25 protein-coding genes and 2 tRNA genes are annotated in these 23,149 nt (G+C 61.9%); 14 read left to right on the top strand and 13 right to left on the bottom strand.

Annotated features, from left to right (window positions below):
• The first annotated feature begins 193 nt into the window (after positions 1 to 193).
• From ACH2DG_RS14430 to ACH2DG_RS14400, 7 genes are all read left to right on the top strand, one after another.
• Positions 194 to 1,171 (top strand): GMP reductase, encoded by a 978-nt coding sequence (locus ACH2DG_RS14430; RefSeq protein ID WP_395026969.1) that lies wholly within the window; start codon positions 194 to 196, stop codon positions 1,169 to 1,171.
• A 237-nt stretch (positions 1,172 to 1,408) separates the two neighbouring features.
• Positions 1,409 to 1,484 (top strand) — tRNA-Lys (locus ACH2DG_RS14425).
• A 67-nt stretch (positions 1,485 to 1,551) separates the two neighbouring features.
• Positions 1,552 to 1,627 (top strand) — tRNA-Lys (locus ACH2DG_RS14420).
• A gap of 176 nt (positions 1,628 to 1,803) precedes the next feature.
• Positions 1,804 to 2,304: a copper chaperone PCu(A)C gene (locus ACH2DG_RS14415; RefSeq protein WP_395026967.1), complete on the top strand. Its 501-nt coding sequence runs from the start codon at positions 1,804 to 1,806 to the stop codon at positions 2,302 to 2,304.
• A gap of 356 nt (positions 2,305 to 2,660) precedes the next feature.
• Positions 2,661 to 3,566 carry a hypothetical protein gene (locus tag ACH2DG_RS14410; protein ID WP_395026966.1) on the top strand — a complete coding sequence of 302 codons (906 nt, stop codon included), beginning with the start codon at positions 2,661 to 2,663 and terminating at the stop codon, positions 3,564 to 3,566.
• 12 nt (positions 3,567 to 3,578) lie between these two features.
• Entirely contained in the window at positions 3,579 to 4,118 is a 540-nt protein-coding gene (locus tag ACH2DG_RS14405; protein WP_395026964.1) for an ATP/GTP-binding protein, read from the top strand.
• Between the two features lie 185 nt (positions 4,119 to 4,303).
• Entirely contained in the window at positions 4,304 to 5,545 is a 1,242-nt protein-coding gene (locus tag ACH2DG_RS14400; protein WP_395026963.1) for a multidrug effflux MFS transporter, read from the top strand.
• Between the two features lie 116 nt (positions 5,546 to 5,661).
• Here ACH2DG_RS14400 and ACH2DG_RS14395 read toward each other — a convergent pair whose 3' ends face one another.
• Complete coding sequence (locus ACH2DG_RS14395) at positions 5,662 to 7,683, bottom strand: DEAD/DEAH box helicase (protein WP_395026961.1); 2,022 nt, start codon at positions 7,681 to 7,683, stop codon at positions 5,662 to 5,664.
• A 284-nt stretch (positions 7,684 to 7,967) separates the two neighbouring features.
• A complete protein-coding gene (gene orn, locus ACH2DG_RS14390) occupies positions 7,968 to 8,579 on the bottom strand; it encodes an oligoribonuclease (protein ID WP_395026959.1) in 612 nt (203 codons plus the stop codon).
• Between orn and ACH2DG_RS14385 the strand changes: the two genes are divergently transcribed.
• From ACH2DG_RS14385 to rsgA, 3 genes are read left to right on the top strand one after another with little or no spacing between them, the layout of a single operon-like run.
• Complete coding sequence (locus ACH2DG_RS14385) at positions 8,578 to 9,927, top strand: M48 family metallopeptidase (protein WP_395026957.1); 1,350 nt, start codon at positions 8,578 to 8,580, stop codon at positions 9,925 to 9,927. The genes orn and ACH2DG_RS14385 overlap by 2 nt on opposite strands.
• A complete protein-coding gene (locus ACH2DG_RS14380; protein WP_184707684.1) occupies positions 9,924 to 10,268 on the top strand; it encodes a 4a-hydroxytetrahydrobiopterin dehydratase in 345 nt (114 codons plus the stop codon). Before ACH2DG_RS14385 ends, ACH2DG_RS14380 begins: the two co-directional genes overlap by 4 nt.
• Before the next feature lie 5 nt (positions 10,269 to 10,273).
• Positions 10,274 to 11,263: a ribosome small subunit-dependent GTPase A gene (gene rsgA / locus ACH2DG_RS14375; protein WP_395026955.1), complete on the top strand. Its 990-nt coding sequence runs from the start codon at positions 10,274 to 10,276 to the stop codon at positions 11,261 to 11,263.
• Positions 11,264 to 11,366: 103 nt separating this feature from the next.
• Here rsgA and ACH2DG_RS14370 read toward each other — a convergent pair whose 3' ends face one another.
• Entirely contained in the window at positions 11,367 to 12,332 is a 966-nt protein-coding gene (locus tag ACH2DG_RS14370) for a LysR family transcriptional regulator (protein WP_395026954.1), read from the bottom strand.
• A 152-nt stretch (positions 12,333 to 12,484) separates the two neighbouring features.
• Here ACH2DG_RS14370 and ACH2DG_RS14365 point away from each other — a divergent pair, with 152 nt between their 5' ends.
• Together ACH2DG_RS14365 and ACH2DG_RS14360 are read left to right on the top strand one after the other, a co-directional pair.
• The gene (locus ACH2DG_RS14365; protein WP_395026952.1) at positions 12,485 to 13,660 is read left to right on the top strand and encodes an MFS transporter; all 1,176 of its coding nucleotides are present in this window, start codon (positions 12,485 to 12,487) and stop codon (positions 13,658 to 13,660) included.
• Between the two features lie 22 nt (positions 13,661 to 13,682).
• Entirely contained in the window at positions 13,683 to 14,735 is a 1,053-nt protein-coding gene (locus ACH2DG_RS14360; RefSeq protein ID WP_395026950.1) for an aldo/keto reductase, read from the top strand.
• A gap of 131 nt (positions 14,736 to 14,866) precedes the next feature.
• On the opposite strand, the gene ACH2DG_RS14355 is transcribed toward ACH2DG_RS14360, so the two are convergent.
• From ACH2DG_RS14355 to rpsP, 6 genes are all read right to left on the bottom strand, one after another.
• Positions 14,867 to 15,844 carry a CobD/CbiB family protein gene (locus ACH2DG_RS14355; RefSeq protein WP_395026948.1) on the bottom strand — a complete coding sequence of 326 codons (978 nt, stop codon included), beginning with the start codon at positions 15,842 to 15,844 and terminating at the stop codon, positions 14,867 to 14,869.
• 47 nt (positions 15,845 to 15,891) lie between these two features.
• Complete coding sequence (locus ACH2DG_RS14350) at positions 15,892 to 16,569, bottom strand: CoA pyrophosphatase (protein ID WP_395027038.1); 678 nt, start codon at positions 16,567 to 16,569, stop codon at positions 15,892 to 15,894.
• Between the two features lie 331 nt (positions 16,570 to 16,900).
• Positions 16,901 to 17,284 carry a 50S ribosomal protein L19 gene (gene rplS, locus ACH2DG_RS14345; protein ID WP_224150060.1) on the bottom strand — a complete coding sequence of 128 codons (384 nt, stop codon included), beginning with the start codon at positions 17,282 to 17,284 and terminating at the stop codon, positions 16,901 to 16,903.
• 120 nt (positions 17,285 to 17,404) lie between these two features.
• A complete protein-coding gene (gene trmD / locus ACH2DG_RS14340; RefSeq protein WP_395026947.1) occupies positions 17,405 to 18,178 on the bottom strand; it encodes a tRNA (guanosine(37)-N1)-methyltransferase TrmD in 774 nt (257 codons plus the stop codon).
• Positions 18,179 to 18,294: 116 nt separating this feature from the next.
• Positions 18,295 to 18,867, bottom strand: a complete 573-nt coding sequence (rimM, locus tag ACH2DG_RS14335) for a ribosome maturation factor RimM (protein WP_395026946.1) — start codon at positions 18,865 to 18,867, stop codon at positions 18,295 to 18,297.
• Between the two features lie 182 nt (positions 18,868 to 19,049).
• Entirely contained in the window at positions 19,050 to 19,301 is a 252-nt protein-coding gene (gene rpsP, locus ACH2DG_RS14330) for a 30S ribosomal protein S16 (protein ID WP_184707700.1), read from the bottom strand.
• 107 nt (positions 19,302 to 19,408) lie between these two features.
• Here rpsP and ACH2DG_RS14325 point away from each other — a divergent pair, with 107 nt between their 5' ends.
• On the top strand, positions 19,409 to 19,936 hold the full coding sequence (locus ACH2DG_RS14325) for a GNAT family N-acetyltransferase (RefSeq protein ID WP_395026945.1): 528 nt from the start codon (positions 19,409 to 19,411) through the stop codon (positions 19,934 to 19,936).
• A complete protein-coding gene (locus ACH2DG_RS14320; RefSeq protein ID WP_395026943.1) occupies positions 19,933 to 20,388 on the top strand; it encodes a hypothetical protein in 456 nt (151 codons plus the stop codon). The genes ACH2DG_RS14325 and ACH2DG_RS14320 overlap by 4 nt, the downstream gene beginning before the upstream one ends.
• A 75-nt stretch (positions 20,389 to 20,463) precedes the next feature.
• Here ACH2DG_RS14320 and ACH2DG_RS14315 read toward each other — a convergent pair whose 3' ends face one another.
• From ACH2DG_RS14315 to ACH2DG_RS14300, 4 genes are all read right to left on the bottom strand, one after another.
• On the bottom strand, positions 20,464 to 21,474 hold the full coding sequence (locus ACH2DG_RS14315; protein ID WP_395026942.1) for an inorganic phosphate transporter: 1,011 nt from the start codon (positions 21,472 to 21,474) through the stop codon (positions 20,464 to 20,466).
• Positions 21,475 to 21,486: 12 nt separating this feature from the next.
• Positions 21,487 to 22,134 (bottom strand): DUF47 domain-containing protein, encoded by a 648-nt coding sequence (locus ACH2DG_RS14310; RefSeq protein ID WP_184707707.1) that lies wholly within the window; start codon positions 22,132 to 22,134, stop codon positions 21,487 to 21,489.
• A 126-nt stretch (positions 22,135 to 22,260) separates the two neighbouring features.
• Positions 22,261 to 22,626 (bottom strand): DMT family protein, encoded by a 366-nt coding sequence (locus ACH2DG_RS14305; RefSeq protein ID WP_184707709.1) that lies wholly within the window; start codon positions 22,624 to 22,626, stop codon positions 22,261 to 22,263.
• 214 nt (positions 22,627 to 22,840) lie between these two features.
• A partial coding sequence (locus ACH2DG_RS14300; protein WP_395026940.1) for an ATP-binding cassette domain-containing protein occupies positions 22,841 to 23,149 on the bottom strand: 309 nt, incomplete at its 5' end.

Genomic DNA, 23,149 nt, shown 5'->3' with positions numbered 1-23,149 from the left:
CGACGCTTGCTGTTAGAATCAATCACCGGGCCCAAGATTCTTGTGACCCGGTTTTTTTGTGCCTGCGCCAGCAGGAATGGTGCATCCCTTCGGGCGAAATGCACTCGCAAAACCGGTTTCCAAGCCAAGCGCCTTTTGCTACGCAATCGCTGCGAAACAGTTCGCGGCAACCTCTCATGGAGCTTGGAATCAAATGGAAATCTTCGACTACGACAATATCCTTCTGCTGCCCCGCAAGTGCCGCGTGGAAAGCCGCTCGGAATGCGACACCAGCGTGGAGCTGGGCAATCGCAGCTTCAAGCTGCCGGTCGTGCCCGCCAACATGAAGACCGTGGTGGACGAGAAGATCTGCACCTTCCTGGCGCAGAACGGCTTCTTCTACGTGATGCACCGCTTCGACATCGACAACGTGGCCTTCACCAAGGACATGCAAGGCAAGGGCCTGTTCGCATCGATCTCGCTGGGCGTGAAGCAACCCGACTACGACACGGTGGACCGCTTTGTGGCCGAAGGCATCTGCCCCGAATACATCACCATCGACATCGCGCACGGCCATGCCGACAGCGTGAAGAACATGATCCAGTACCTGAAGGCCAAGATTCCTGCCGCCTTCGTGATCGCCGGCAACGTGGGCACGCCCGAAGCCGTGATCGACCTGGAAAACTGGGGCGCGGACGCCACCAAGGTCGGCATCGGCCCGGGCAAAGTCTGCATCACCAAGCTCAAGACGGGTTTTGGCACGGGTGGCTGGCAACTGTCGGCCCTCAAGTGGTGTGCCCGCGTCGCCACCAAGCCCATCATCGCCGACGGCGGCATTCGCAGCCATGGCGACATCGCCAAGAGCGTGCGTTTCGGCGCCACCATGGTCATGGTTGGCTCGCTGTTTGCCGGCCATGAGGAGTCGCCTGGCCAGACCGTGGAGGTCGATGGCGAACTGTTCAAGGAATACTACGGCTCAGCATCGGACTTCAACAAGGGCGAATACAAGCATGTCGAAGGCAAGCGCATTCTGGAGCCCGTCAAGGGCAAGCTGGCCGACACGCTGACCGAGATGCAGCAGGATGTGCAATCGTCCATCAGCTACTCCGGGGGCAAGAAGCTCATGGATATCCGCAAGGTCAACTATGTCATTCTGGGCGGCGACAACGCAGGCGAGCACCTGCTGATGTAACCCTGATGGGCGCAGGGGTGCCTTGTTCGCCGGTTTCTATCAAATACCGGAAAAACAAGGCACCGACGCCCACCCAAAATGCGCTGACAGCTAGCTTATCGATAGCATTCCCTGCCACGAACACCCCTGGGTGATCGCAAAAAACAAAAGCCAAAGACCACGTTTTCCCTGACAAGCGTAAAAATTGGTGCATAATACAAGGCTTGCTGCAGCACACAGCTGCCAGCAAACAAATGTGGGCTCTTAGCTCAGTTGGTAGAGCAGCGGACTCTTAATCCGTTGGTCGAGTGTTCGAATCACTCAGGGCCCACCACATTTTTCTGGCTTGCGAAGAACCCGCAGGCACACGAAACAAAGCATTTCCAAGGTGCGACAGTTTCGGGCTCTTAGCTCAGTTGGTAGAGCAGCGGACTCTTAATCCGTTGGTCGAGTGTTCGAATCACTCAGGGCCCACCAGACACGGCCTAGGCTTCGCGCCTAGGCCGTTTTCTTTTGCCTGCTCCACGTGCCAACACCCTCACTGGCATGCGTGATGGAAGCCAGACTTGTAGAATGGGCCGGATCAGCTTCCCCGCAGTGCGGGCACCTTGCCTGCTCTGCATTCTCTCCCTCTTCTTCATCCTATAGCCGCCATGCCTCGCCTGCTACGCCCCCTGCTCGCCACCATTGCATTTGCTGCCGCCAGCAGCGCATTCGCCCACGTCTCCGTCAGCAACGCCTGGGCGCGCGCATCGGTGGCCGGGCAACAAGCCACGGGGGTATTCATGGATCTGCGCTCCGGCCATGACAATGCAAAGCTGGTTGGAGTCAAGACCGAATCAGCGGCATCTGCCGAAATCCACGAAATGAGCATGCAGGACAATGTCATGAAGATGCGTGCCGTACAGAGCGTTGACCTGCCCAGCGGCCAGACCGTCAACCTCAAGCCGGGCGCTTTCCACATCATGCTGATGGGTCTGAAACAGCCGCTGAATGCTGGCGACAACGTGCAGCTCACGCTGGAGGTGGTGCACGAAGACGGCCTCAAGGAGAGCATCGCGGTGACGGCACCAGCACGCGCCCTCAATAGCGGCGCGCCCGCCGCCAAGTCGGGCGGCAGCGACGCACACCAGCACGGCGCGCACCAGCACTGATTGTTGCTAACTGCAACACACCCTTCCTCCTGCCAGCCGCTGCAATCCAGCGGCTTTTCTTTGCCCGGGGACCGCCAAAGGCCATGAACCGCAGTGCGACATATGGATTTTCCCGCTGCCGCAGTGTCACCTTTAAGCACAGGTTACATTTGTCATGTAATCAGGGTTTTCACTAATTCCCAGAGGGAGTATTCAATAAATTCAATAACCAATGGATTTTTCATTGGTTTGAATTATTGACATTCATTTACAACCTCTGAAAATGTATTTACCTGCAAGCGGAGAGCAAGAAATAGCAGGCACAGTAATGCCTGTCATTTCCGAGATTGAACATGTTGCTGCACGGGAGAGTATGAATGTCTGATCTGATTTTGCATGCCGCCCATTTGAGTGAAGCACAACAACTGCGCTTTAGTTATTTGTTTGACGTGGCCGCCAAGCGCTGGCGCGATAGCCAGGCCACGGGCTCTGCCAAGCCTGCCACCGAGCTCTGGGTGGTGGACGCCCAGAGCGCGTCCGAAGCCATCAGCAAGCGCCCTGATAATGCGTGTGTCCTGCTGATTGCCAGCGACGACCAAGCCGATGCCCTGCGTGCGCAATGGCCGCACCAGATCGATGGCCAGTTGCCACCTGATTACAGCGTGGGCCGCCTCACGCAGATGCTTGAGCAGATGAGTCTGCAGGCCCACAGCAAGCGCCTGCGCGAAACGGTGAAGAATCGCCGCATGCAAGGCATGACCACGCAGCACAATGTGCAGATCAAGAACGCGGATGCCGCTTTCCTGAAGGCGACGGAGTTGGACATGGCCCCCGCGCCAGCCTCCGCCCCCATGACCGATGCACCTGCAGTCTCCGCCTTCACGGTATCGGACACCGAGCCTGCGGCCGGCACCCGCTTTCGCATCAGGCGCTGGACGCAGTTGACTGGCAGCATGGCCGGACAGGCGCACCGCCAGATACTGGCCGCCTTGATTTCCGGCGAACGCACCCTGGAGGAGTTGGGCGAGCGCGCGCCACTGGATCGCGCGGAGCTGCTGCGCCTGCTGCAGGTTCTGCGCGGCAAAGGTGTCTTGGTGGAAATGCATCCTCTGGCTCCCCTGCCCCCAGCATTTGCCCAAGCGGTGCAGGCATCGGCAGCGTCAGAGGCTGCAACTGCTGCCCCCCTGCAAAGCCAGGGCATCGCACGGGGCCTGTTCCGCCAGCTCAGCCGCTGGATCGGCCAGAACCGCCATGCCAACGATTCCGGCACGACCTCCACCTAAAGTCAGACTCGTATGCAACACCTCATCAAACGCATCGTACTGGTCGGCCCCATGGGCATTGGCAAGACCACAGCCATTCGCAGCCTCTGCGGGAGTCTGGCCATCGAGTGCGAAGTGCCCAACCTCGACAAACAAGCCCACGCCAAGGAAACCACGACCGTGGGCCTGGATTTTGGCGAGATCAAGCTGGACGACAACGACACCTTGCAGGTGTATGGCTGCCCCGGCCAGGAGCGCTACGATTTCGTGCGCGAGTGGGCGCTGTCACTGGCCTTTGGTGCGATTGTCATGGTCGATATCCATGAGCCCAATGCCCTGGAGCACACTGCAACCCTGATCCAGCAGTGCTTCCGCTCCCCCAAGCTGCAGGTGGTGGTGGTATTGATCTCGCGTCCTGCCTCGGCGGCGCAGCAGGAAATGTTCACCGTACGCCTGTCCAACTATCCACAGTGTGCCGTGCCAGTGCTCAGTGCCGACCCTCGCAACCCGGCGCAGATGCTCGACACCCTCGACATCATCGCTGCCATGCTGCCAGACGAAACCCCCGCCTGACCCGCCGCCTGCTGGGCACGACATACCAGAGCGACTGCACGGGCCCGTGGCTTCGGGTAAGCTGCAGCGCTGTCCCGGAGAACCTGCGCTGATAGCTGTGAGGCAACAGCGGCCGGCGCCTCCCCTCCCTCTTTTTCCGCCTCTGACACTGGCGCCACCCGCTGCAAGCGCGTGGCGCGCTTTCCATGAACGACCTCCGCTCTGCTACCGCCCCATCCAAACCCACACCCCAATGGGTTCTGGCGGTCATGCTGGCGCTTCTGGGCATGCTGGGGCCGTTCTCCATCGATACGTACCTGCCCGCATTCGATGGTATTGCGGCGTCCCTGCAGGCCTCTCCGTTGCAAATGCAGCAGACGCTGTCTGCGTATCTGTTCGGCTTCGCCTTCATGAACCTGTTCCACGGCGCACTGTCCGACAGCCTGGGCCGCCGCCCCGTGGTGCTGTGGGGGCTTGCAGCGTTTGCGCTGACCTCCGCAGGCTGCGCGCTGGCCCGGACACCTGAACAGCTGATCCTGTTCCGCGCCCTGCAAGGCTGCACCACCGGTGCCGGCATCGTGGTATCGCGCGCCGTGGTGCGCGACCTGTTTCCCCCCGCACAGGCACAGCGGGTGATGAGCCAGATCACCATCTACTTCGGCATTGCCCCGGCCATTGCACCCATGATTGGCGGTGCTTTCATTGCCTACGCCAGCTGGCAGTCCATCTTCTGGTTGCTGACGGTGATCGGCGTGCTGTTGTGGGCGTACAACTGGCGCCTGCTGCCCGAGAGCCTGCCTCTCGCCAAGCGCCAGCCCTTTGACCTGAAGAACCTGATGCGTGGCTACTGGCAGCTGTGCACCAGCCCGCGTTTTCTGCTGTTGGCCGCAGCCAGCGGCGTGCCTTTCAACGGCATGTTCATCTACATCCTGTCGGCGCCCACCTTCCTGGGTACGCACATGAAGATGCAGCCCACCCAGTTCTTCTGGTTCTTTCTGTGCACCATCGGCGGCATCATGGCCGGCGCCTGGGTGAGCGGCCGCCTGGCGGGCAAGATACCTCCCAAGCGCCAGGTGCGCCACGGGTTCCTGATCATGTTCGTGACCTCCAGCATCTATCTGCTGCTGAACCTGGTACTGTCACCTCACCCCGCCTGGGCGCTTGTGCCCCTGGGCATCTATTCGTTCGGCTGGGCCTTGATGACTCCCGTGGTGACCTTGCTGGTGCTCGATCTGCACCCTGAACGCCGTGGCCTCGCCTCGTCTTTGCAGGCCGTGGTGTCCTCGGTTGCCAACGGGCTGGTGGCCGGTGTCCTCGCACCGTTAGTGATGGATTCCACCATCGCGCTGGCCGTTGCTTCAATGTGCCTGATGGCGACCGGTCTCATCAGCTGGGTCTACTTTCACCACCGCTGGCCCGACATTGGCCGGCATTCTTCCAAGCATTGATCCTGAGAACGTGTTTACGATCTGAAATCTGCAGACAGCGCTTATTCACAAAGCGCTTTACACTCCTAAAAAAAGAGCTTCCCGAAGGAAGCTCTTTTTTGTTGTGCGGTCAATGATCAGCGGTTGCGCTCGGTGCGCTTGCGGTCACCCGCTGGTGCGTAGGGACGGCCGCCACGGTCGCCAAAGCGGTTCTCACCGGCACCACCTGGGCGGCGCGGCGCAAAGTCGCCACCACCATGGCGAGGACCTGCGCTGCGTGGGCCACGGCTGTCGCCGCCGGCACCAAAACGATCGCTGCGCTCAGGACGGTCACCACGTTCAAAGCGGCGGTCGGCAGGTGCCCGATCAAAGCTGCGACCTTCGGGACGCGGTGCGCGATCCTGGAAGCGGTCGCCGCCACGGTCGTTGAAACGGTCGCCGCCGCGATCGGCACGCTGCTCAAAGCGCGGCGCGCGGTCGTCACGGTCAAAACGCGGACGGCTGTCGCCACCACGGTTGGCACCAAAGCCTGGCTTGCGCGGTGCACCGCCAAAACCGCCCGGACGGGAGCCGCCACCGCTGTCGCCAAACCCTGGCTTGCGGCCATAGCCTTCGCCATCGCGGCGGCCGCCAAAGCCACGGTCCCCGCCACCAAAGCCGCCACGGCCTGGACGACCACGGTCACCACCACGGCCACCGCGCGGACCTTCGCTGCGGGCTGGGAAGCGTTGGACTGGCTCCAGGCCTGGAATCACTTCAGGCTTGAACTGCTGCTTGGTATAGCCTTCGATGTCGAACACGCGACGACGGTCACGGAACTCGGCAAAGGTCACCGCCAGGCCGGAGCGGCCCGCGCGACCAGTACGGCCGATGCGGTGGGTGTAGTCTTCCGCCTTCATGGGCAGGCCGTAGTTGAAGACGTGGGTGATGGTGGGCACGTCGATACCACGTGCGGCCACATCGGTAGCCACCAGAATCTGCACCTGTCCATTGCGCAGCGCCATCAGGCGGCGGTTGCGCAGGCCCTGGCTCAGCGCACCATGCAGCGCCACGGCGGAGAAGCCGTCCTGCTGCAGGTCGTTGGCAAGGCCATCGCATTCCACTTGCGTGGATGCGAACACGATGGCCTGGTTGATCGAAGCATCGCGCAGCCAGTGATCCAGCATCTTGCGCTTGTGGTCGGAGTTGTCGGCCCAGAACAGCACCTGCTTGATGTTGGCGTGCTTTTCCTGCGGCGAATCAATGGTCAGCTTCTTCACACCCGAGCCGTTGTCGTGCATCACACGCATGGCCAGTTGCTGGATGCGCGGCGCGAACGTGGCGCTGAACATCATGGTCTGCTTGCGCTGGACGGTCAGCTGGTTGATTTCAGCCAGGTCGTCGGAGAAGCCCAGATCCAGCATGCGGTCGGCTTCGTCAACCACCAGGAACTGCACCTTGTCGAGCTTGATCTGCAGCGAACGCTGCAGATCAAGCAGACGGCCAGGCGTTGCCACCACCAGATCGGCGTTCTGCAGTTTTGCGATCTGCAGTTGGTAAGGCATGCCGCCCACCACGTTGGCGATGCGCAGGCCCTTGCAATGGCGCACCAGCTCGATGGCGTCATGCGCCACCTGCTGCGCCAGCTCGCGCGTTGGGCACAGAATCAGGGCGCCGGGCTGCGCTGCCTTGAAGTTGCGTGGGCTCAGCGGGTTCTTGCGCTTGGCGCGCTTGGGTGGCTGCTCGCCACGGGCCACAGCTTCGGCTGCCAAGCGGTCATGCTCCGCGCGCTCTGCCGCAGCGGCAGCAGCTTGCTGCTGAATCAAGGTGTGCAGCACGGGCAGCAGGAAGGCAGCGGTCTTGCCCGAGCCGGTCTGGCTCGACACCATCAGATCGGTGAAATGGTCAGACTCTTCGCCTTCGCCGTACATGGCCAAAGGAATGGCGCGCTCTTGCACCGCGGTGGGCTGGGTGTAGCCCAGGTCCTTGACGGCCTGCACTAGCTCGGGCGCCAGACCCAGCTCAATGAAGCCGTTGGGTTCGTCGGCCTGTGCTTCTACGGTTTCCGATTCGGTGGAATCAGCGGAATCGGTGGATTCCATGTTTTCGACGTGATTTTCAGCGTCGGTAAAGTTTTGGGCAGGCGCGGCTTCGCCCTGCAGATGGATATCTTGCGTCATTTTGAAAAATAGCAATGGCGGGCCTCTGCGCGGTTCGCAACGCAGTTCCGGTCCGTTCATGGTTGTAAATACATCAACCATCAAACGGTATCGGCCAGAGTGTGTGCCGTGGGCTTGCTTCAAAACGGCCATGCTGCGAATCGCATGGCCTGGACGCCCAGAGAATGAAGGGAGATGTGCGTATCACCGCCGTAAGTGGCGGAAGGAAGCGTGGATTATCGCACGTTTCGGGTTTTCCCGCATCATGCCAAGGACATCTGTGCGCAAAAGCAATCAGTTCGGCCTCAGGTAGCTGACTCGGGCGCCAGTTGCAGAAAATGCGTCCGGTAGTACATCAGCTCGTCGATGGACTCATGCACATCGGCCAGCGCCGTGTGTTTCTGCGCCTTCTTGAAGCCTGTCACCACAGCAGGCTTCCAGCGCCTGGCCAGTTCCTTGAGGGTGCTGACATCGACATTGCGGTAGTGGAAATAGGCCTCCAGCTCCGGCATGTAGCGTGCGAGAAACCGGCGGTCCTGCCCGATGCTGTTGCCGCACATCGGCACCTTGCCCTTGGGCACGTAGCGCTTCATGAAGCGCAGCGCCTCCTTTTGCGCCTCTTCCTCGGTCACGGTCGAGGCCTTGACACGCTCGGTCAGCCCACTTCTTCCGTGGGTGCCCCGGTTCCAGGCGTCCATCTTGCCCAGCTCCTCATCGCTTTGGTGGATGGCAATCACCGGGCCTTCGACGCGCACGCTCAGGTCGGCATTGGTCACCACCAGTGCGATCTCGATCACACGGTGTTCTTCAGGGTTCAGTCCCGTCATCTCGCAGTCCAGCCAGACCAGGTTCAGGTCCGATTTGTCCAGCTGCGGCGCAGACTCTGGCGCGACGGCAGGGGTGTTCTTGTCTTGCATGCGGGTGATTGTCGCCGATGCCCTACACTTGATTGCTTTCCGCTTTTCAACAGCCCCACTCGTGACTTTATCGCTGTCGTTCACCCTGTTCTTTGCCGCCGCGCTGGCGCTGGGCGTGCTGCTCAAACTCTGGCTCGCCTCGCGCCAGATGCGCCATGTGGCCGCCCACCGCAATGCGGTTCCCGCATTGTTTGCAGACCGCATCAGCCTGTCCGCACACCAAAAAGCAGCCGATTACACCATCGCCAAAACCCGCTTTGGCCTGCTGGAGCTGGCACTTGGTACCGTGGTGCTGCTGGGCTGGACTTTGTTGGGCGGCCTCGATGCCCTGAACCACTGGCTGCTGGATGCCATGGGCGGCGGAATGCTGCAGCAACTGGCGCTGGTGGCTGTTTTTGCCTTGATCGGCGGGCTGATCGACCTGCCGGGTAGCTATTACCAGACCTTTGTCATCGAGCAGCGCTTTGGCTTCAACAAGATGACGCCGGGCCTCTGGCTGGGCGATCTGCTCAAGGGCGCGGCCATGGGCGCCATCATCGGCCTGCCGATCCTGGCCGTGATCCTGTGGCTGATGGGAGCCGCTGGCCGCTGGTGGTGGCTGTGGGCCTGGGCGGTGTGGATGGGCTTCAACCTGCTGCTGATGGTGATTTACCCGGCTTTCATCGCCCCCCTCTTCAACAAGTTCCAGCCCCTGGAAGACGAATCGCTCAAGGCCCGCGTCACGGCATTGATGCAGCGCTGCGGCTTTTCCGCCAAGGGCCTGTTCGTGATGGACGGCAGCCGCCGCAGCCAGCACGCCAACGCCTACTTCACGGGCTTTGGCGCCAGCAAGCGCGTGGTGTTCTTCGACACCCTCCTGCAGAAATTGAATGCCGACGAGGTGGACGCGGTGCTCGCGCACGAGCTGGGCCACTTCAAGCACAAGCACATCATCAAGCGCATGGTGGCACTGTTTGCACTCACCCTGCTGGGCTTTGCGCTGCTGGGCTGGCTGTCGGGACAGGGCTGGTTCTACACCGGTCTGGGCGTCACGCCCAATTTCAACGTCCAAGGGGTGGCAGGTTCGGCCCCCAATGATGCGCTGGCGCTGCTGCTGTTCCTGCTGGCTGCGCCCGTGTTCAGCGGTTTTGTCGCGCCACTGATGGCGCATTCCTCGCGCAGGCATGAGTTTGAAGCCGATGCCTATGCGGTGCAGCAGACGCGCGCGCAGGATCTGCAGTCCGCCCTGCTCAAGCTGTACGAGGACAATGCCTCCACCCTGACCCCCGATCCGCTCTATGTGCGCTACTACTATTCGCACCCGCCCGCAGTGGAGCGGATCAGCCACATGCAACAATTGACACCATGACGCAATCCCATCTGCCCAAACAAGACTGGTCCGCCCAGACGCGCCGCGCCCTCACTGCCTCCGAGGTGGTGACACAACTGGGCCAGTTGCCCGGCTGGGTGCTGGCTGGAGATGGCGGCGACGTGGCAATCGAAAAAACCTTCCGTTTTGCCAATTACTACGAGACCATGGCCTTTGTGAACGGCGTGGCGCTGATCGCCCACACGCAGGATCACCACCCCGACCTGTCGGTGCACTACAACCGCTGCGTGGTGCGTTTCAATACGCACGATGTGAACGGCCTGTCCGCCACCGATTTTGAATGCGCGCGCCGAATCGAAGCGCTGCTGCAACTGGCCTGATCCCCATGGCAAAACACGGACGGCGCCCCGGCGCCCACGCGCTGGGCCAGGGCGATACCCAGACCGGCCTGGTCGTGGCCAGCTATGGCCGCCACTGCGTGGTGGAGACTCCCGACGGCGAGCGCCGCATCTGCCACCCGCGCGGCAAGAAAAGCCAGGCCGTGGTGGGCGACCATGTGCTGTGGCTGGCGCCACCGCCCGGCCAGGGCGATGAGGGCACGATCGAGAAGGTGCAGGAGCGCCGCAACGTCTTCTACCGTCAGGACGACATCCGCACCAAGACCTTTGCGGCCAATCTCGACCAACTCCTGATCCTGATCGCCGCAGAGCCAGTGTTCAGCGAAGTGCAACTGGCACGCGCCCTGATTGCCGCCGAGGCCGCGCATATCACGCCCATCATCGCCCTCAACAAGATGGACCTGGGCGAACCGTTTCTGCGAGCCTGGGAACGGCTGGAACCCTACCGCACCATGCGCGACCAGGCGGACGACCCACCGCATTACACCGTGCTGCCGTTTGCACTGGAAGGCGCGGACGAGGAGGATCGCGACGCCATCTACGGCCTGCTCAAAGGCAAGACCACCCTGGTGCTAGGCCCCTCGGGCGTAGGCAAAAGCACCTTGATCAACCTGCTGATTCCCGGTGCCAACGTGGCCACCAACGAGATTTCGCAGGCCCTCAACACCGGCAAGCACACCACCACGAGCACAACGCTGTACTGGGTGGATGAGGCGCGCACCACGGCCCTCATCGATTCGCCCGGGTTTCAGGAGTTTGGCCTGTACCACATCGCGCCCACCCAACTGGCGGCCTGCATGCCCGACATTGGCGCCCATGCCAAGGAATGCAAGTTCTACAACTGCACGCACCTGCATGAGCCCGGCTGCGGCGTGATTGACGCGGTCACGAATGGCTCGGAGACCCTGCCCATCAGCGAAAACCGCTACCGCATCTACCGCGAATTGTTTGACGAACTCAACCTGAGCGCGTATTGAAGCCGTGTCCTGCGACATCAATACTATTGATTCAATAGCGCACAGCGCACACTGGGCGGGCGCAACCCATTGAAAAGACCGAAAATCGGAGAGCTGCCCTCGGTCAAGCCTGCAACCACGCCGGTGGCAACTGCTCGGCGTGCGTCAGATCCACGTGGGCCTTCAGAAAATCCAGCACCGCCCGCGTGCGCGACGGCAACTGGTCGGGCTTGCCCAGGTACACGGCATGGATGGGCTCCAGCACGCCCGTGTTGAATGGCTCCAGCACTACGTTCAAGCGGCCTGCGGCAATGTCGCTCCATGCATGGAAAAGTGACAATCTGGCAATGCCCGCCCCCTCCACCGCCATGTTGCGCATCACATCTCCGTCATTGACGCGCAGCGCTTCACCAATCGGCACTTCCACTGCCCGGCCGTCCACGGTAAACGGCCAGTGGGGCACGGTGCGCTGGTAGTTCCAGCCGATGCGAATGTGGTGCGCCAATTCACCCGGCTCCTGTGGCGTGCCGTGGGCAGCCAGATAGGACGGCGCAGCCACGATCACCTGGCGCGTGTAGCCAAGCAACCGCGCCACTACGTCAGACGAGGGCAGCTTGCCCCAGCGGATGGCAATGTCGGCCTGGGCCTCCATCAGGTCCACGACATGGTCGGTAAAGCTCAAATCCAGCACCAGCTCGGGATAGGCCTGCATCAGCCGCGCCACCAGAGGAACCAGCAGTTTTTGCCCCGTGGACGAGCTGGAATTGATGCGCACCACGCCCTTGGGAACGCTGCGCAGCGAGGCCGCATTTTCCACGTCGTTCAAATCCGCCAGCACCCGCTGGCCGCGCTCGTACAGCTGGCAGCCTTCAGGGGTCAACTGCACGCGGCGCGTGCTGCGCAACACCAGCTGGGCCCCCAGGCGCGCTTCAAGGCGGGCCACAATCTTGCTGATGGCCGAGGGCGATACGCCCAAATGGCGGGCCGCGGCCGAGAAGCTGCCCTTTTCCGCCACCTGCACAAACACTTCCAGTTCGCCGGAGCGGTTGATTTCAAACTGCGGGGCTGCAGCAGAACGGGTAGCTTGCATGGTGGTTCCTTGGCCAGGGAGTGGTTTATTTGTGCCACAGCAGCACAAATGCGTTTCCATTATTCCATCTACACAAAGGCAGTGCCAGTCACGACAATTCGTTCTTCCGGGTACGAAGCCATCCGCTTGCCCGCACTGAAAGGAACTTCCCCATGCCCGTATCCCTACTGGCACTCGCTGCTGGCGCCTTTGGCATCGGCACCACAGAATTCATCATCATGGGCCTGCTCACCCAGGTCAGCCAGGACCTGGGCATCAGCATTCCCACGGCAGGCACCCTCATTTCGGGCTACGCCTTTGGCGTGGCCGTGGGCGCACCAGTGCTCACCCTGCTGACGCGCCACTGGCCGCGCAAGCAGCTGCTGCTGAGCCTGATGCTCATCTTCATCGCCGGCAACGTGGCGGCGGTGTTTGCACCCAACTACGGCTCGCTGATGGCCGCACGCGTGCTCACCTCGCTCACGCACGGCACTTTCTTTGGTGTGGGGGCCGTCGTTGCCACCAGCCTGGTGCCCAAGGACAAGCAGGCCTCGGCCATTGCGCTGATGTTTTCCGGCCTGACGCTGGCCACACTGCTGGGCGTACCCGCCGGTACCTGGATCGGCCAGCATTTTGGCTGGCGCATGGCCTTTGCCGCCGTGGCCGTGGTGGGAGTCGCAGCGCTGGGCATTCTGGCGTTGTTTGTGCCGCGCGACCTGAAGCAATCGGCCCCTGCCGCGCTGCGCGATGAGCTGTCGGTACTGGCAAGCACCCCGCTGTGGCTGGGCCTGGGCATGACGGTGTTCGGCTTTGGCGGCGTGTTTGCGCTCTACACCTATGTGGAGCCGCTGCTCTCGCAGATCACCCACATGGGCAACACGGGCGTAGCCATCACCCTGCTGCTGTTTGGCGCAGGCTCGGCCGTGGGCAATATCGCTGGTGGCAAGCTGGCCGACCGTGGTGTGGTGCGCGCACTGTGGATCACCCTGGGCAGCCTGGTGGCGGTCCTGGTGCTGGGCCGTTGGGCGTTTGGCCAGTCGGGCGCCGTGGCCATGGCCTATGTGGCAGCGCTGGGCGTGGTGGCCTTTGCCACCGTGGCCCCCATGCAGATGCGTGTGATGCAGGGCGTGGGCAGCCAGGGCGCCACCTTGGCGTCCAGCCTCAATATCTCGGCCTTCAACCTGGGCAACGCGTTGGGCGCCTGGGTGGGGGGCAGCCTGATCGCGGGTGCTGGCCTGCTGTCGGTGGCCTGGGGGGCCGCTGCGCTGTCGGCCCTGGGCCTGGTGCTGGTGGGCATGAGCCAGCGCCGTACGGCTGGTGTGGCATGTGCCGCCAGCGCATCTGCATGAGCTTTTCAAAAGGGGTTTTGCCATGGAATACCGTTACCTCGGCCAATCCGGCCTGAAAGTACCCGCGCTGGGCCTGGGCACCGGCACCTTTGGCGGCCAGGGTCCGCTATTTTCTGCCTGGGGGCAGAGCGGCACAGACCATGCCCGGCGCATGATTGATATCTGCCTGGATGCAGGCCTCAACCTGTTCGACAGCGCCGATGTGTATTCGGACGGCGCATCGGAGGCCGTGCTGGGCGAGGCACTCGCGGGGCGGCGCCAGCAGGCCATCGTCTCGACCAAGGTTGGCCTGCGCACTGGCAGCGGCCCCAATGATGCGGGCAGCTCGCGCCAGCATCTGGTAAGCGCGGTGGAGGCAAGCCTCAAGCGCCTCAAGACCGACTACATCGACCTCTTGCAGTTGCACGCATTTGATGCCCACACGCCGGTCGAGCAAGTGCTGCAGACCCTGGATGCGCTGGTGCAGGCAGGCAAGGTGCGGTATGTGGGCGCCTCCAACTTCTCGGGCTGGCAACTGATGAAATCGCTGGCCGCCGCCGACCGGCACGGCCTGCCGCGCTACGTGGCCAACCAGGCCTACTATTCGCTGATTGGCCGTGACATGGAGTGGGAGCTGATGCCACTCGGTCTGGACCAGGGTGTCGGCACCATGGTGTGGAGCCCGCTGGGCTGGGGGCGACTCACAGGCAAGATCCGCCGCGGCCAGCCCCTGCCCGAACAGAGCCGCCTGCACCAGACCGAGCAGTTTGCACCGCCCGTGGCTGCCGAGCATCTGTACAAGGTGGTCGATGCGCTGGAGGCTGTGGCACAAGATACCGGCAAGAGCGTGGCCCAGGTCGCCATCAACTGGCTGCTGCAGCGCCCCACGGTCGCCAGCGTGTTGATTGGCGCGCGCAACGAGGAGCAATTGCAGCAGAACCTGGGTGCCGTGGGCTGGCAGTTGAGCGCCGAGCAGATTCGCTTGCTCGATGACGCCAGCGCCGTGATGCCGCCCTACCCCTACTACCCCTACTGGAACGGCCAGTTCAGCGAACTGGCGCCGCCTGCGGTGCGCTCCAGTGTGCAAACGCTATAAAAAACAGTGCTGATGGCGCTTATTGTGTGTGCGCCATTGCCTTCAAACATCAAAAAAGCCTGCGAGGCCGGTCACACGGTTCGCAGGCTTTGCTGCACATGCAAGCTGTTCGCCTGCCACCCGGGCAGCTATCACCCCAGCAGCCGCGCCAGGGTCAGGAGCGCCAGCAGCAGCATCCACACCACCACCGAGCGCCACACCAGGCCCACCACGCTGCGCAGGTGTGCCACTTCCGGGTCGCGCCCCGGCGTGGTGGAGCCGTCGCCCTGCAGCAGGGCAGCATCGCCGGCATCGAAATCGGACGCGCGTGCACGCAGCGCGGCGCCACCCAGGCGGATGTCGATGGCACCTGCAGTGGCTGCCAGAATCACGCCATCGTTGTCGTTGGGAAAGTGCTGGGTCTGAAAGCGCCAGCCATCGATGGCTTCTTCAAAATTGCCGACGATGGCAAAGCTCAGCGCGGTCAGGCGCGCGGGCAACCAATCCACCATGGCCCATGCGCGAGCCGCCACATCCTGGAAAGCGCCGTGCGCCAGTTCGCTGGCCTGTGCAGGCTTGATGGCAAAGCGCGAGACATATTCCGCCATGCGGTAGAACACCGCGCCTGCCGGCCCCAGGCCCAGGGCCGAACCGATGGAGTAGCAGGCCAGCACGCCAAATACATGGCGATGCGCGGCCAGCACCGAATATTCGATCACATGGCGCACGATTTCGCTGCGCGGCAGTTGGCCCACGTCCACTTGCTGCCAGGCCGCCAGATACTGGCGTGCCTGCTCTTCATCGCCCGATTCCAGTGCATCGCGGATACGCGTGAAATGGTGGCTAAACTGGCGAAAACCCAGCGTGACGTACAGCACCACCACATGCCACACCATGGCGAGCGGCCAGCCCACCAGCCATGTCAGCAGCCAGTGCATGCCCAGTGACAGCCCCGTAGGCAGCAACACCGCCACGCACCAGGCCAGCCAACCATGGCGCTGCTGGCCTGCATCCAGATTGCGGCTGATCCACTGCACCCAGGCGCGCACGGCAGCATACACCGGGTTGTCGCGCGACAAGGGCTTGGCCTGCTCCAGCAGCAAGGCGATCAGCGTGGCAAAAAAACTCATGGTCGGTGATCATACCGGCTGATCTGCAACATACAAGTAGTTACTAATCAGCGCGGCGCCTGAAAGGCCAGAAAACGGTACAGATTGCGCAGCATGCCTGCAGTGGCGCCCCAGATGAAGCGCTGGTGACCCGACAGCGGATCCTGGTACGGCATGGATAACCAGCGCCGTGACAGCTCAGGCGTGTCCAGCTGCTGCCACTGGTGGTGTGCCGGATTCATCAAAAACGACAGCGGTACCTCGAAGATGTCGTCCACCTCGCCCGGATTGGGGGCAAGCGCGAACGGCGGCGTGACAAGCCCCACCACAGGCGTGATATCGAAACCCGAGCCCGTGGCGTAGACCGGCAGGCTGCCCAGCACCTCGACCCGGTCGCGCGCCAGCCCCACCTCTTCCCAGGCTTCGCGCAGGGCGGTGTCATTGGCGCTGTGGTCTTCCGGGTCCTGGCGCCCCCCGGGGAAGGCAATCTGCCCCGAATGGTTGGACAGGCCTGTGCTGCGCTGGGTGAGCAGCACATGGATCTCCTGCCGCTGCACGAGCGCAACGAGCACGGCCGCCTTGGCTGGCGGCTTGCTCGTCCAGCGGTGCTCATTGCTCAGCTCCGGCTGCCAGTCAAGGCGGCTGCCGCCAAACGCCTGGCGCAGATGCTCGGCGCTCAGGCATGCTGGCGCCACAGCGGGCAGGCCCGTATCGACCTGCACCACCGGCACCGTGCGCGGATCCATGATGGGGACTACTTTTTTGATAGCTGCCTGCGCTTCCTGGACGGGTGCGAGTGGCTGATTCTGTTCAAAACCTGCCACCGCAGGCTGGCTGCTGGAATTCTTGTTCATGCGAACCTCTTTCCCGCATCATAAGAAAACCGTGGCCCGCTTGCCGAGCAGGGTTGTCGCTTGGGCTCGGTTGGGGTCGCGGCACAAGCCACTTGGCCATGGCCCCCACGTTTGCCCACTGGCGTGTGGCCGCTGCCCCTCCCTGGGGGCGCTGGCCCGGCGGCCATGAAAAAAACCGCTACGGCTTGCACCGTAGCGGTTTTCAGCACTGGGCTGCGCAGAATTATTCTGCTGCAACAGCTGCTGCCTTGCGTGCTGGCAGCTTTTCCTTGATACGGGCAGACTTGCCGCTGCGCTCGCGCAGGTAGTACAGCTTGGCACGGCGCACATCGCCGCGACGCTTCACTTCGATGCCGGCGATCATGGGGCTGTAGGTCTGGAACGTACGTTCCACGCCTTCGCCGCTGGAGATCTTGCGCACGGTAAAGCCGCTGTTCAGACCGCGATTGCGCTTGGCAATCACCACGCCTTCGTAAGCCTGCACACGCTTGCGGGTGCCTTCAACAACGTTCACGCTCACGATCACGGTGTCGCCAGGGGCAAATTCAGGAATGGTCTTGTTCAGACGAGCAATTTCTTCTTGCTCGAGAATCTGGATCAGGTTCATGGTTTCATCCAACGATCTTGCACGCGCCATGGATTGGCAGCTGGAGACATAGAGTTACCAGCGTATTGCTTGGTTCACCATTGAACAAAGCGGCCGGGCAGAGGATCGGTAAACCGGCAATTATAGTGGTTTTGGCAAATTCGCCAACACCTGCTCGTCTTTGCGGGTCAATTGGCCGCGCGTGCGGGCCGCCTCCAGCAGCTCGGGGCGGTGCCCAGCAGTGATGCGCAGGCTCTGTTCGCGGCGCCAGCGCTCGATATGGGCGTGGTGGCCCGACAGCAGTTCGGCTGGCACCGGCTGGCCGTTCCACACCTCGGGCCGCGTGTAGTGGGGGCAATCGAGCAAGCCGTCCAGCGCGGGGTTGAAGCTATCGAGCTGGTGGCTGCCCTCGTCGTGCAGCACGCCTGGTTGCAGCCGCGTTACCGCATCCATCAAGGCCATGGCCGCAATCTCGCCGCCCGAAAGCACAAAATCGCCCAGGCTCAGTTGCACGTCCACAAACTGGTCGATGAAGCGCTGGTCCACGCCTTCGTAGCGGCCACACAACAAAATAGCGCCCTGCGAATCCGACCATGCCTGCACTTCGCCATGGTTGATCGCGCGGCCAATGGGCGAGAACAGCACGAGCGGCGCAGGCCTGTCGCCCTCGCCTGCCTGCGCACGTTGGGCGCGGATGGCAGCCAGGCAATCGGCCAGCGGCTGCGCCATCATCACCATGCCGGGGCCGCCGCCAAAGGGGCGATCATCCACCCGGCGGTAGTTGCCGGGCGCGTAATCGCGCGGGTTCCAGCAATGCACTGCCACCTGACCGCTCTGGTAGGCACGGCGCGTGACGCCTACCTCCAGAAAAGGGGCAAACAGCTCGGGGAACAGGGTAATGATGTCAAAGCGCATACAAACAATCCTTCCCCGCGCTCAGGCAGCGCACATCCCATGAAGCGGAAGCCGCCCAGCCACGCACACCCAACCCAGGTCTGCACCGTTCGCACGGCAGTACAGGAGTTGTTCCATCAGTAATCAGGCTGCCAGTCGACCGTGATGCGCTTGTTGGGCAGAGATACCTCGTCGACAAAGGCGTTCACAAAGGGAATCAGGCGCTCCTGCGCCTTGCCTTCTTCCTCGTAACCTACCACCAGCACCGTCTGCGGGCCGGTGGACATCAGATCCTTGACGACGCCCAGCGCCAGCCCTTCGCGGTTCACCACGGCCAGCCCCATCAGATCGACCCAGTAATACTCGTCGTCATCGGTCTTGGGAAACTCGGCACGCGAGATGAAGACGCGCGCGCCCTTGAGCTTCTCGGCCTGGTCACGGTCATCAACGCCTTGCGCCCAGCCCACCATGCCGTCTCCATGGAAGCGGGCCTGCCGTATTTCCAGCGAGGCCACACCCTGAAAATGGCGCGCGCCCTTTTCGGGTGGCTGAATGAACCAATGCTTGGCCTTGAGCAGTGCTTGCGGATCGCTGCTGAGCGCAAACACCTTGAACCAGCCCTTGACGCCCCAGGCATCGGCAATGCGTGCCACTTCAATGGCATCGTCTGGCAGGGTGGCGGGCGACAGAATGAGTTCGGTAGCAGGCATGGCAAAAATGGCAGTGCGAAAGGTGGCCTCGCGCGCCACACACAGGGTGTGACCACGGCCTCCATAGGATTTTCTCCCTGGAAGCGGCCCGGCGATAAAAAACGGGCCGTAGTGCTTGTCGCAACTAACGGCCCGCGCGGAGGGCTGTGCATGAAGCACAACCGATCCGGAGAGATGGCGTATTAAGCAGCCTTGGCAGCGACTTGCTTGGCCAGACGTTCCACGGTTGGAGAAGCCTGGGCGCCAACGCTCTTCCAGTAAGCCAGACGATCCAGCGCCAGGCGCAGGCCTTCGGTGCCGTCCTTGGCTTGTGGGCTGTAGAAACCCAGGCGCTCGATGAAAGCACCGTCGCGACGCACGCGCTTGTCAGCAACCACAATGTTGTAGAACGGACGGGCCTTGGAGCCGCCGCGGGAGAGTCGAACTACGACCATAATAATCCTTCGGGTGGTGAAATTTTTTGCCACGTTTGAGACACGCGACTAGCCACCCGGCCAGCGACACGCAGCAAAGCTCTGCATTATACAAACTTCTGGAAACCATGCCAAGCGTTCGGATCAGCACCGCCCAAGACATCCCTGCCATCACCCGCATCTACACCCACCATGTGCTGCACGGCACCGGCAGCTTTGAAACCGAAGCGCCGGGCGAATCCGAAATGGTCCGTCGCCGCGAAGAGGTGCTGCAGCGCAAGCTGCCCTACCTGGTTGCAGTCGGAGACGATGGACAGGTGGTGGGCTATGCCTACGCCAACTGGTTCAAGGCACGGCCCGCCTACCGTTTCTCGGCGGAAGACTCTATCTACGTGGCAGACGGACAGCACGGCAAGGGCATTGGCCGGCTTCTGATGCAGGCGCTGATCGACGCATGTGAGCAGGCCGGTGTCCGCAAATTGATTGCAGTGATCGGCGATTCGGGCAACCATGGCTCCATCGGTGTGCACACCGCTGCCGGTTTCGTACCGGTGGGCACCATGCGTTCCGTCGGTTGGAAGTTCGGCCGCTGGCTGGACATTGTGATGATGGAAAAAACCCTGGGCGCTGGCGACAGCACGCCCCCTGCCCCATGAAATCTGCAAAAAACAAGACCCTTGCCACCTGGCTGGCCTTTCTGGGCGGGCCGCTGGGCCTGCACCGCTTTTACCTGCACGGCCTGGGAGACACGATCGGCTGGCTGCTGCCCATTCCCACGGCCCTGGGCCTGTACGGCATGGAGCGCATTGCCGCCAATGGCATTGATGACCAGGTGAGCTGGCTGCTGGTACCCCTTCTGGGCTTTACCATTGCGGCCTGCTCGTTAATGGCCATCATCTACGGATTGATGGCGCCCGAAAAATGGAACGCCCGTTTCAACCCCTCGCTCGATCAGGAGGCCGCTCCCGGCCGCACCAACTGGATCACGGTGTTCGGCATCGCTGCCGCGCTGATGATCGGCACCGCCATCCTGATGGCCAGCTTCGCCTACAGCTTTGAGCACTATTTTCAGTACCAGATCGAAGAGGCGCGCAAGATTTCCCAATAGGCAATTGAACGCATAAAAAAAGAGCTGCCTGCGTTTCGGTAACAACGCAGGCGGCTCTTTTTTCAGAAGCGGATATCAGTACAGCTGCAGGCTGACCCAGTACGCGAATGCGGCGACAAAGGCGGCCGCTGGAATGGTCAGCACCCAGGCCCAGACGATATTGCCCGCCACGCCCCAACGCACGGCGCTGGCGCGCTGCGTGGAGCCCACACCGACGATGGCCCCGGTGATGGTGTGCGTGGTGGATACGGGCACGCCCAGCGCGGTGGCGATGAACAGCGTCATCGCGCCTCCGGTTTCAGCGCAGAAGCCGCCCACGGGCTTGAGCTTGGTGATCTTCTGGCCCATGGTCTTGACGATGCGCCAGCCGCCAAACATGGTGCCCAGGCCGATGGCCGCGTAGCAAGAAACAATGGTCCACAGCGGTGGCTCGGCGTCGTTGGGCGAAGCGTAGCCGGTGGACAGCAGCAGCAGCCAGATGATGCCGATGGTCTTTTGCGCATCATTGCCGCCGTGGCCCAGGCTGTAGGCACCGGCAGACACCAGTTGCAGCCGGCGGAACCATTTGTCGACGCGGCCAGGCGTGGCGCGGCGGAATACCCACGCAACAATGACCATCATCAAGGAGCCCAGCAAAAAGCCCAGCAGCGGTGAGACAAAGATGAAGGCAATCGTCTTCCAGATACCGCTGGCAACCAGTGAGCCCGCACCAGCCTTGGCAATGACCGCGCCGACGATGCCGCCGATCAGCGCATGGGACGAACTGGATGGAATGCCGTAATACCAGGTGATGACGTTCCAGCTGATGGCCCCCACCAGGGCGCCAAAGATCACGTGGGTATCGACAATACCCGGCTGCACGATGCCTTTGCCAATGGTGGCCGCCACGCTCAGGTGGAAGACAAAGATGGCAACAAAGTTGAAGAATGCCGCAAACACCACTGCCTGGGTGGGCTTGAGCACGCCGGTGGAGACGACGGTCGCAATCGAATTGGCCGCGTCGTGAAACCCGTTCATGAAGTCGAACAGAATGGCGAGCGCCACCAGCACGACAATCACCCACAGGGCGGTTTGCATCGGTTCCATGGGGCTGCCCGATCAGGAGTTTTCGAGAATGATGCCTTCGATGTGGTTGGCCACATCTTCACACTTGTCGGTGATGGTCTCCAGCAGCTCGTAGATCGCCTTGAGCTTGATCACCTCGCGCACATCGGGCTCTTCACGGAAGAGCTTGCTCATCGCAGAACGCATCACGCGGTCGGCATCGCTCTCGAGGCGGTCGATTTCTTCGCAGGTCTTGATGGCCGCTTCAGTCGTGGCCGGCTCGGCAATGCGGTCGAGCATCTTGACGGCATCGCGCACGCGCTCGCAGCACTTGACGCTCAGGTCGGTGAGGCGGGTGATTTCCTCGGTCATGTGGCGCACGTCGTACAGCGCCATGGTTTCGGCCGAATCCTGAATCAGGTCCGCCACATCGTCCATGGTGTTGATCAGCGCGTGGATCTGCTCGCGGTCGATCGGGGTGATGAAGGTCTTGTGCAGGGTGCGGTTGACTTCGTGGGTCACACGGTCAGCGGCACGCTCGGCGTTGTCCACATCCTGGTTGTAACGCTCGCGCAGATGCGGATCGTTGTAGTTGGCCACCAACTGTGCAAATGCGTGGGCCGCTTCGACGATGCGGTCCGCGTGTTGATTGAACAGTTCGAAAAAATTACCTTCGCGCGGCAAGAGTTTGCCAAAGAGCATGGGGGCACCTATACGGTTTCAATGCGGGAGAGGGATGACGGACGGGAGATCCGCCCGGGAGGGAAACAGTTGCTGCACTGCACAATTCATCAATTTTAAATGCAGCTGTCATTATTTTGTCTCAATTCAGGCAGCACCCCGAAAAACAAAGTAGACCGCGCCCAGGAGGCACAGCCCTGCCCAGAGGTAATCGAGCTTGAGCGGCTGGTCCAGAAACCAGACCGAAAACGGCACAAACACCAGCAGGGTGATGACCTCCTGCATGATCTTGAGCTGACCCACATTGAACTGCGTGGCGCCAATGCGGTTGCCGGGAACCTGCAGCATGTACTCAAAAAACGCAATGCCCCAGCTGACGATGGCAGCGATATACCAGGGCGAAGTGGAGAGGTTCTTGAGGTGTCCGTACCAGGCAAAGGTCATGAACACATTGCTGAGAACCAGCAGCAGCACCGTTTGCACTGGTACGGGAATGGACTGGAGGAAATTCACACAACCACCTTGAAAAAGTTGCGCCATTGTCATGCAAGTGGCCGTTTTTTGCTGCCACGTGCCGCCGCGGCAACACTTTCATCAGCAGATTTCATCGTCAGCCCTTTCCAGTAAAGCGCCAGACGCTATCAAATCATGAGCAATAAAAAAGCACCGCCGTGCGGTGCTTCTGATCGACTGTCGGCAGTCTACGGGCGCTTCTGCCCGGTGCGCCCTACTCGCCCAGGTAGGCGGCCCGTACACGCGGATCGGCCAGCAGCTCCTGGCCCGGGCCGGTCATCGTGATGATGCCCGATTCCATCACGTAGCCACGGTCGGCAATGGCCAGCGCGCGGCTCGCGTTCTGCTCCACCAGCACGATCGTCACGCCCATGGCGTACACATCGCGCACCACTTCGAAGATCTTGTCCACCATGATGGGCGACAGGCCCATGGATGGCTCATCGAGCAGAAGCAGCTTGGGCTGCGCCATCAGCGCGCGCGCCATGGCCAGCATCTGCTGCTCGCCGCCGGACATGGTGCC

This window comes from Comamonas odontotermitis (genome assembly GCF_040396735.1).
Taxonomy (GTDB): Bacteria; Pseudomonadota; Gammaproteobacteria; order Burkholderiales; family Burkholderiaceae_C; genus Comamonas; species Comamonas odontotermitis_C.
The sequence above is the reverse complement of the archived record's forward strand: the minus strand, read 5'-3'. Positions and strand labels throughout refer to the sequence as shown.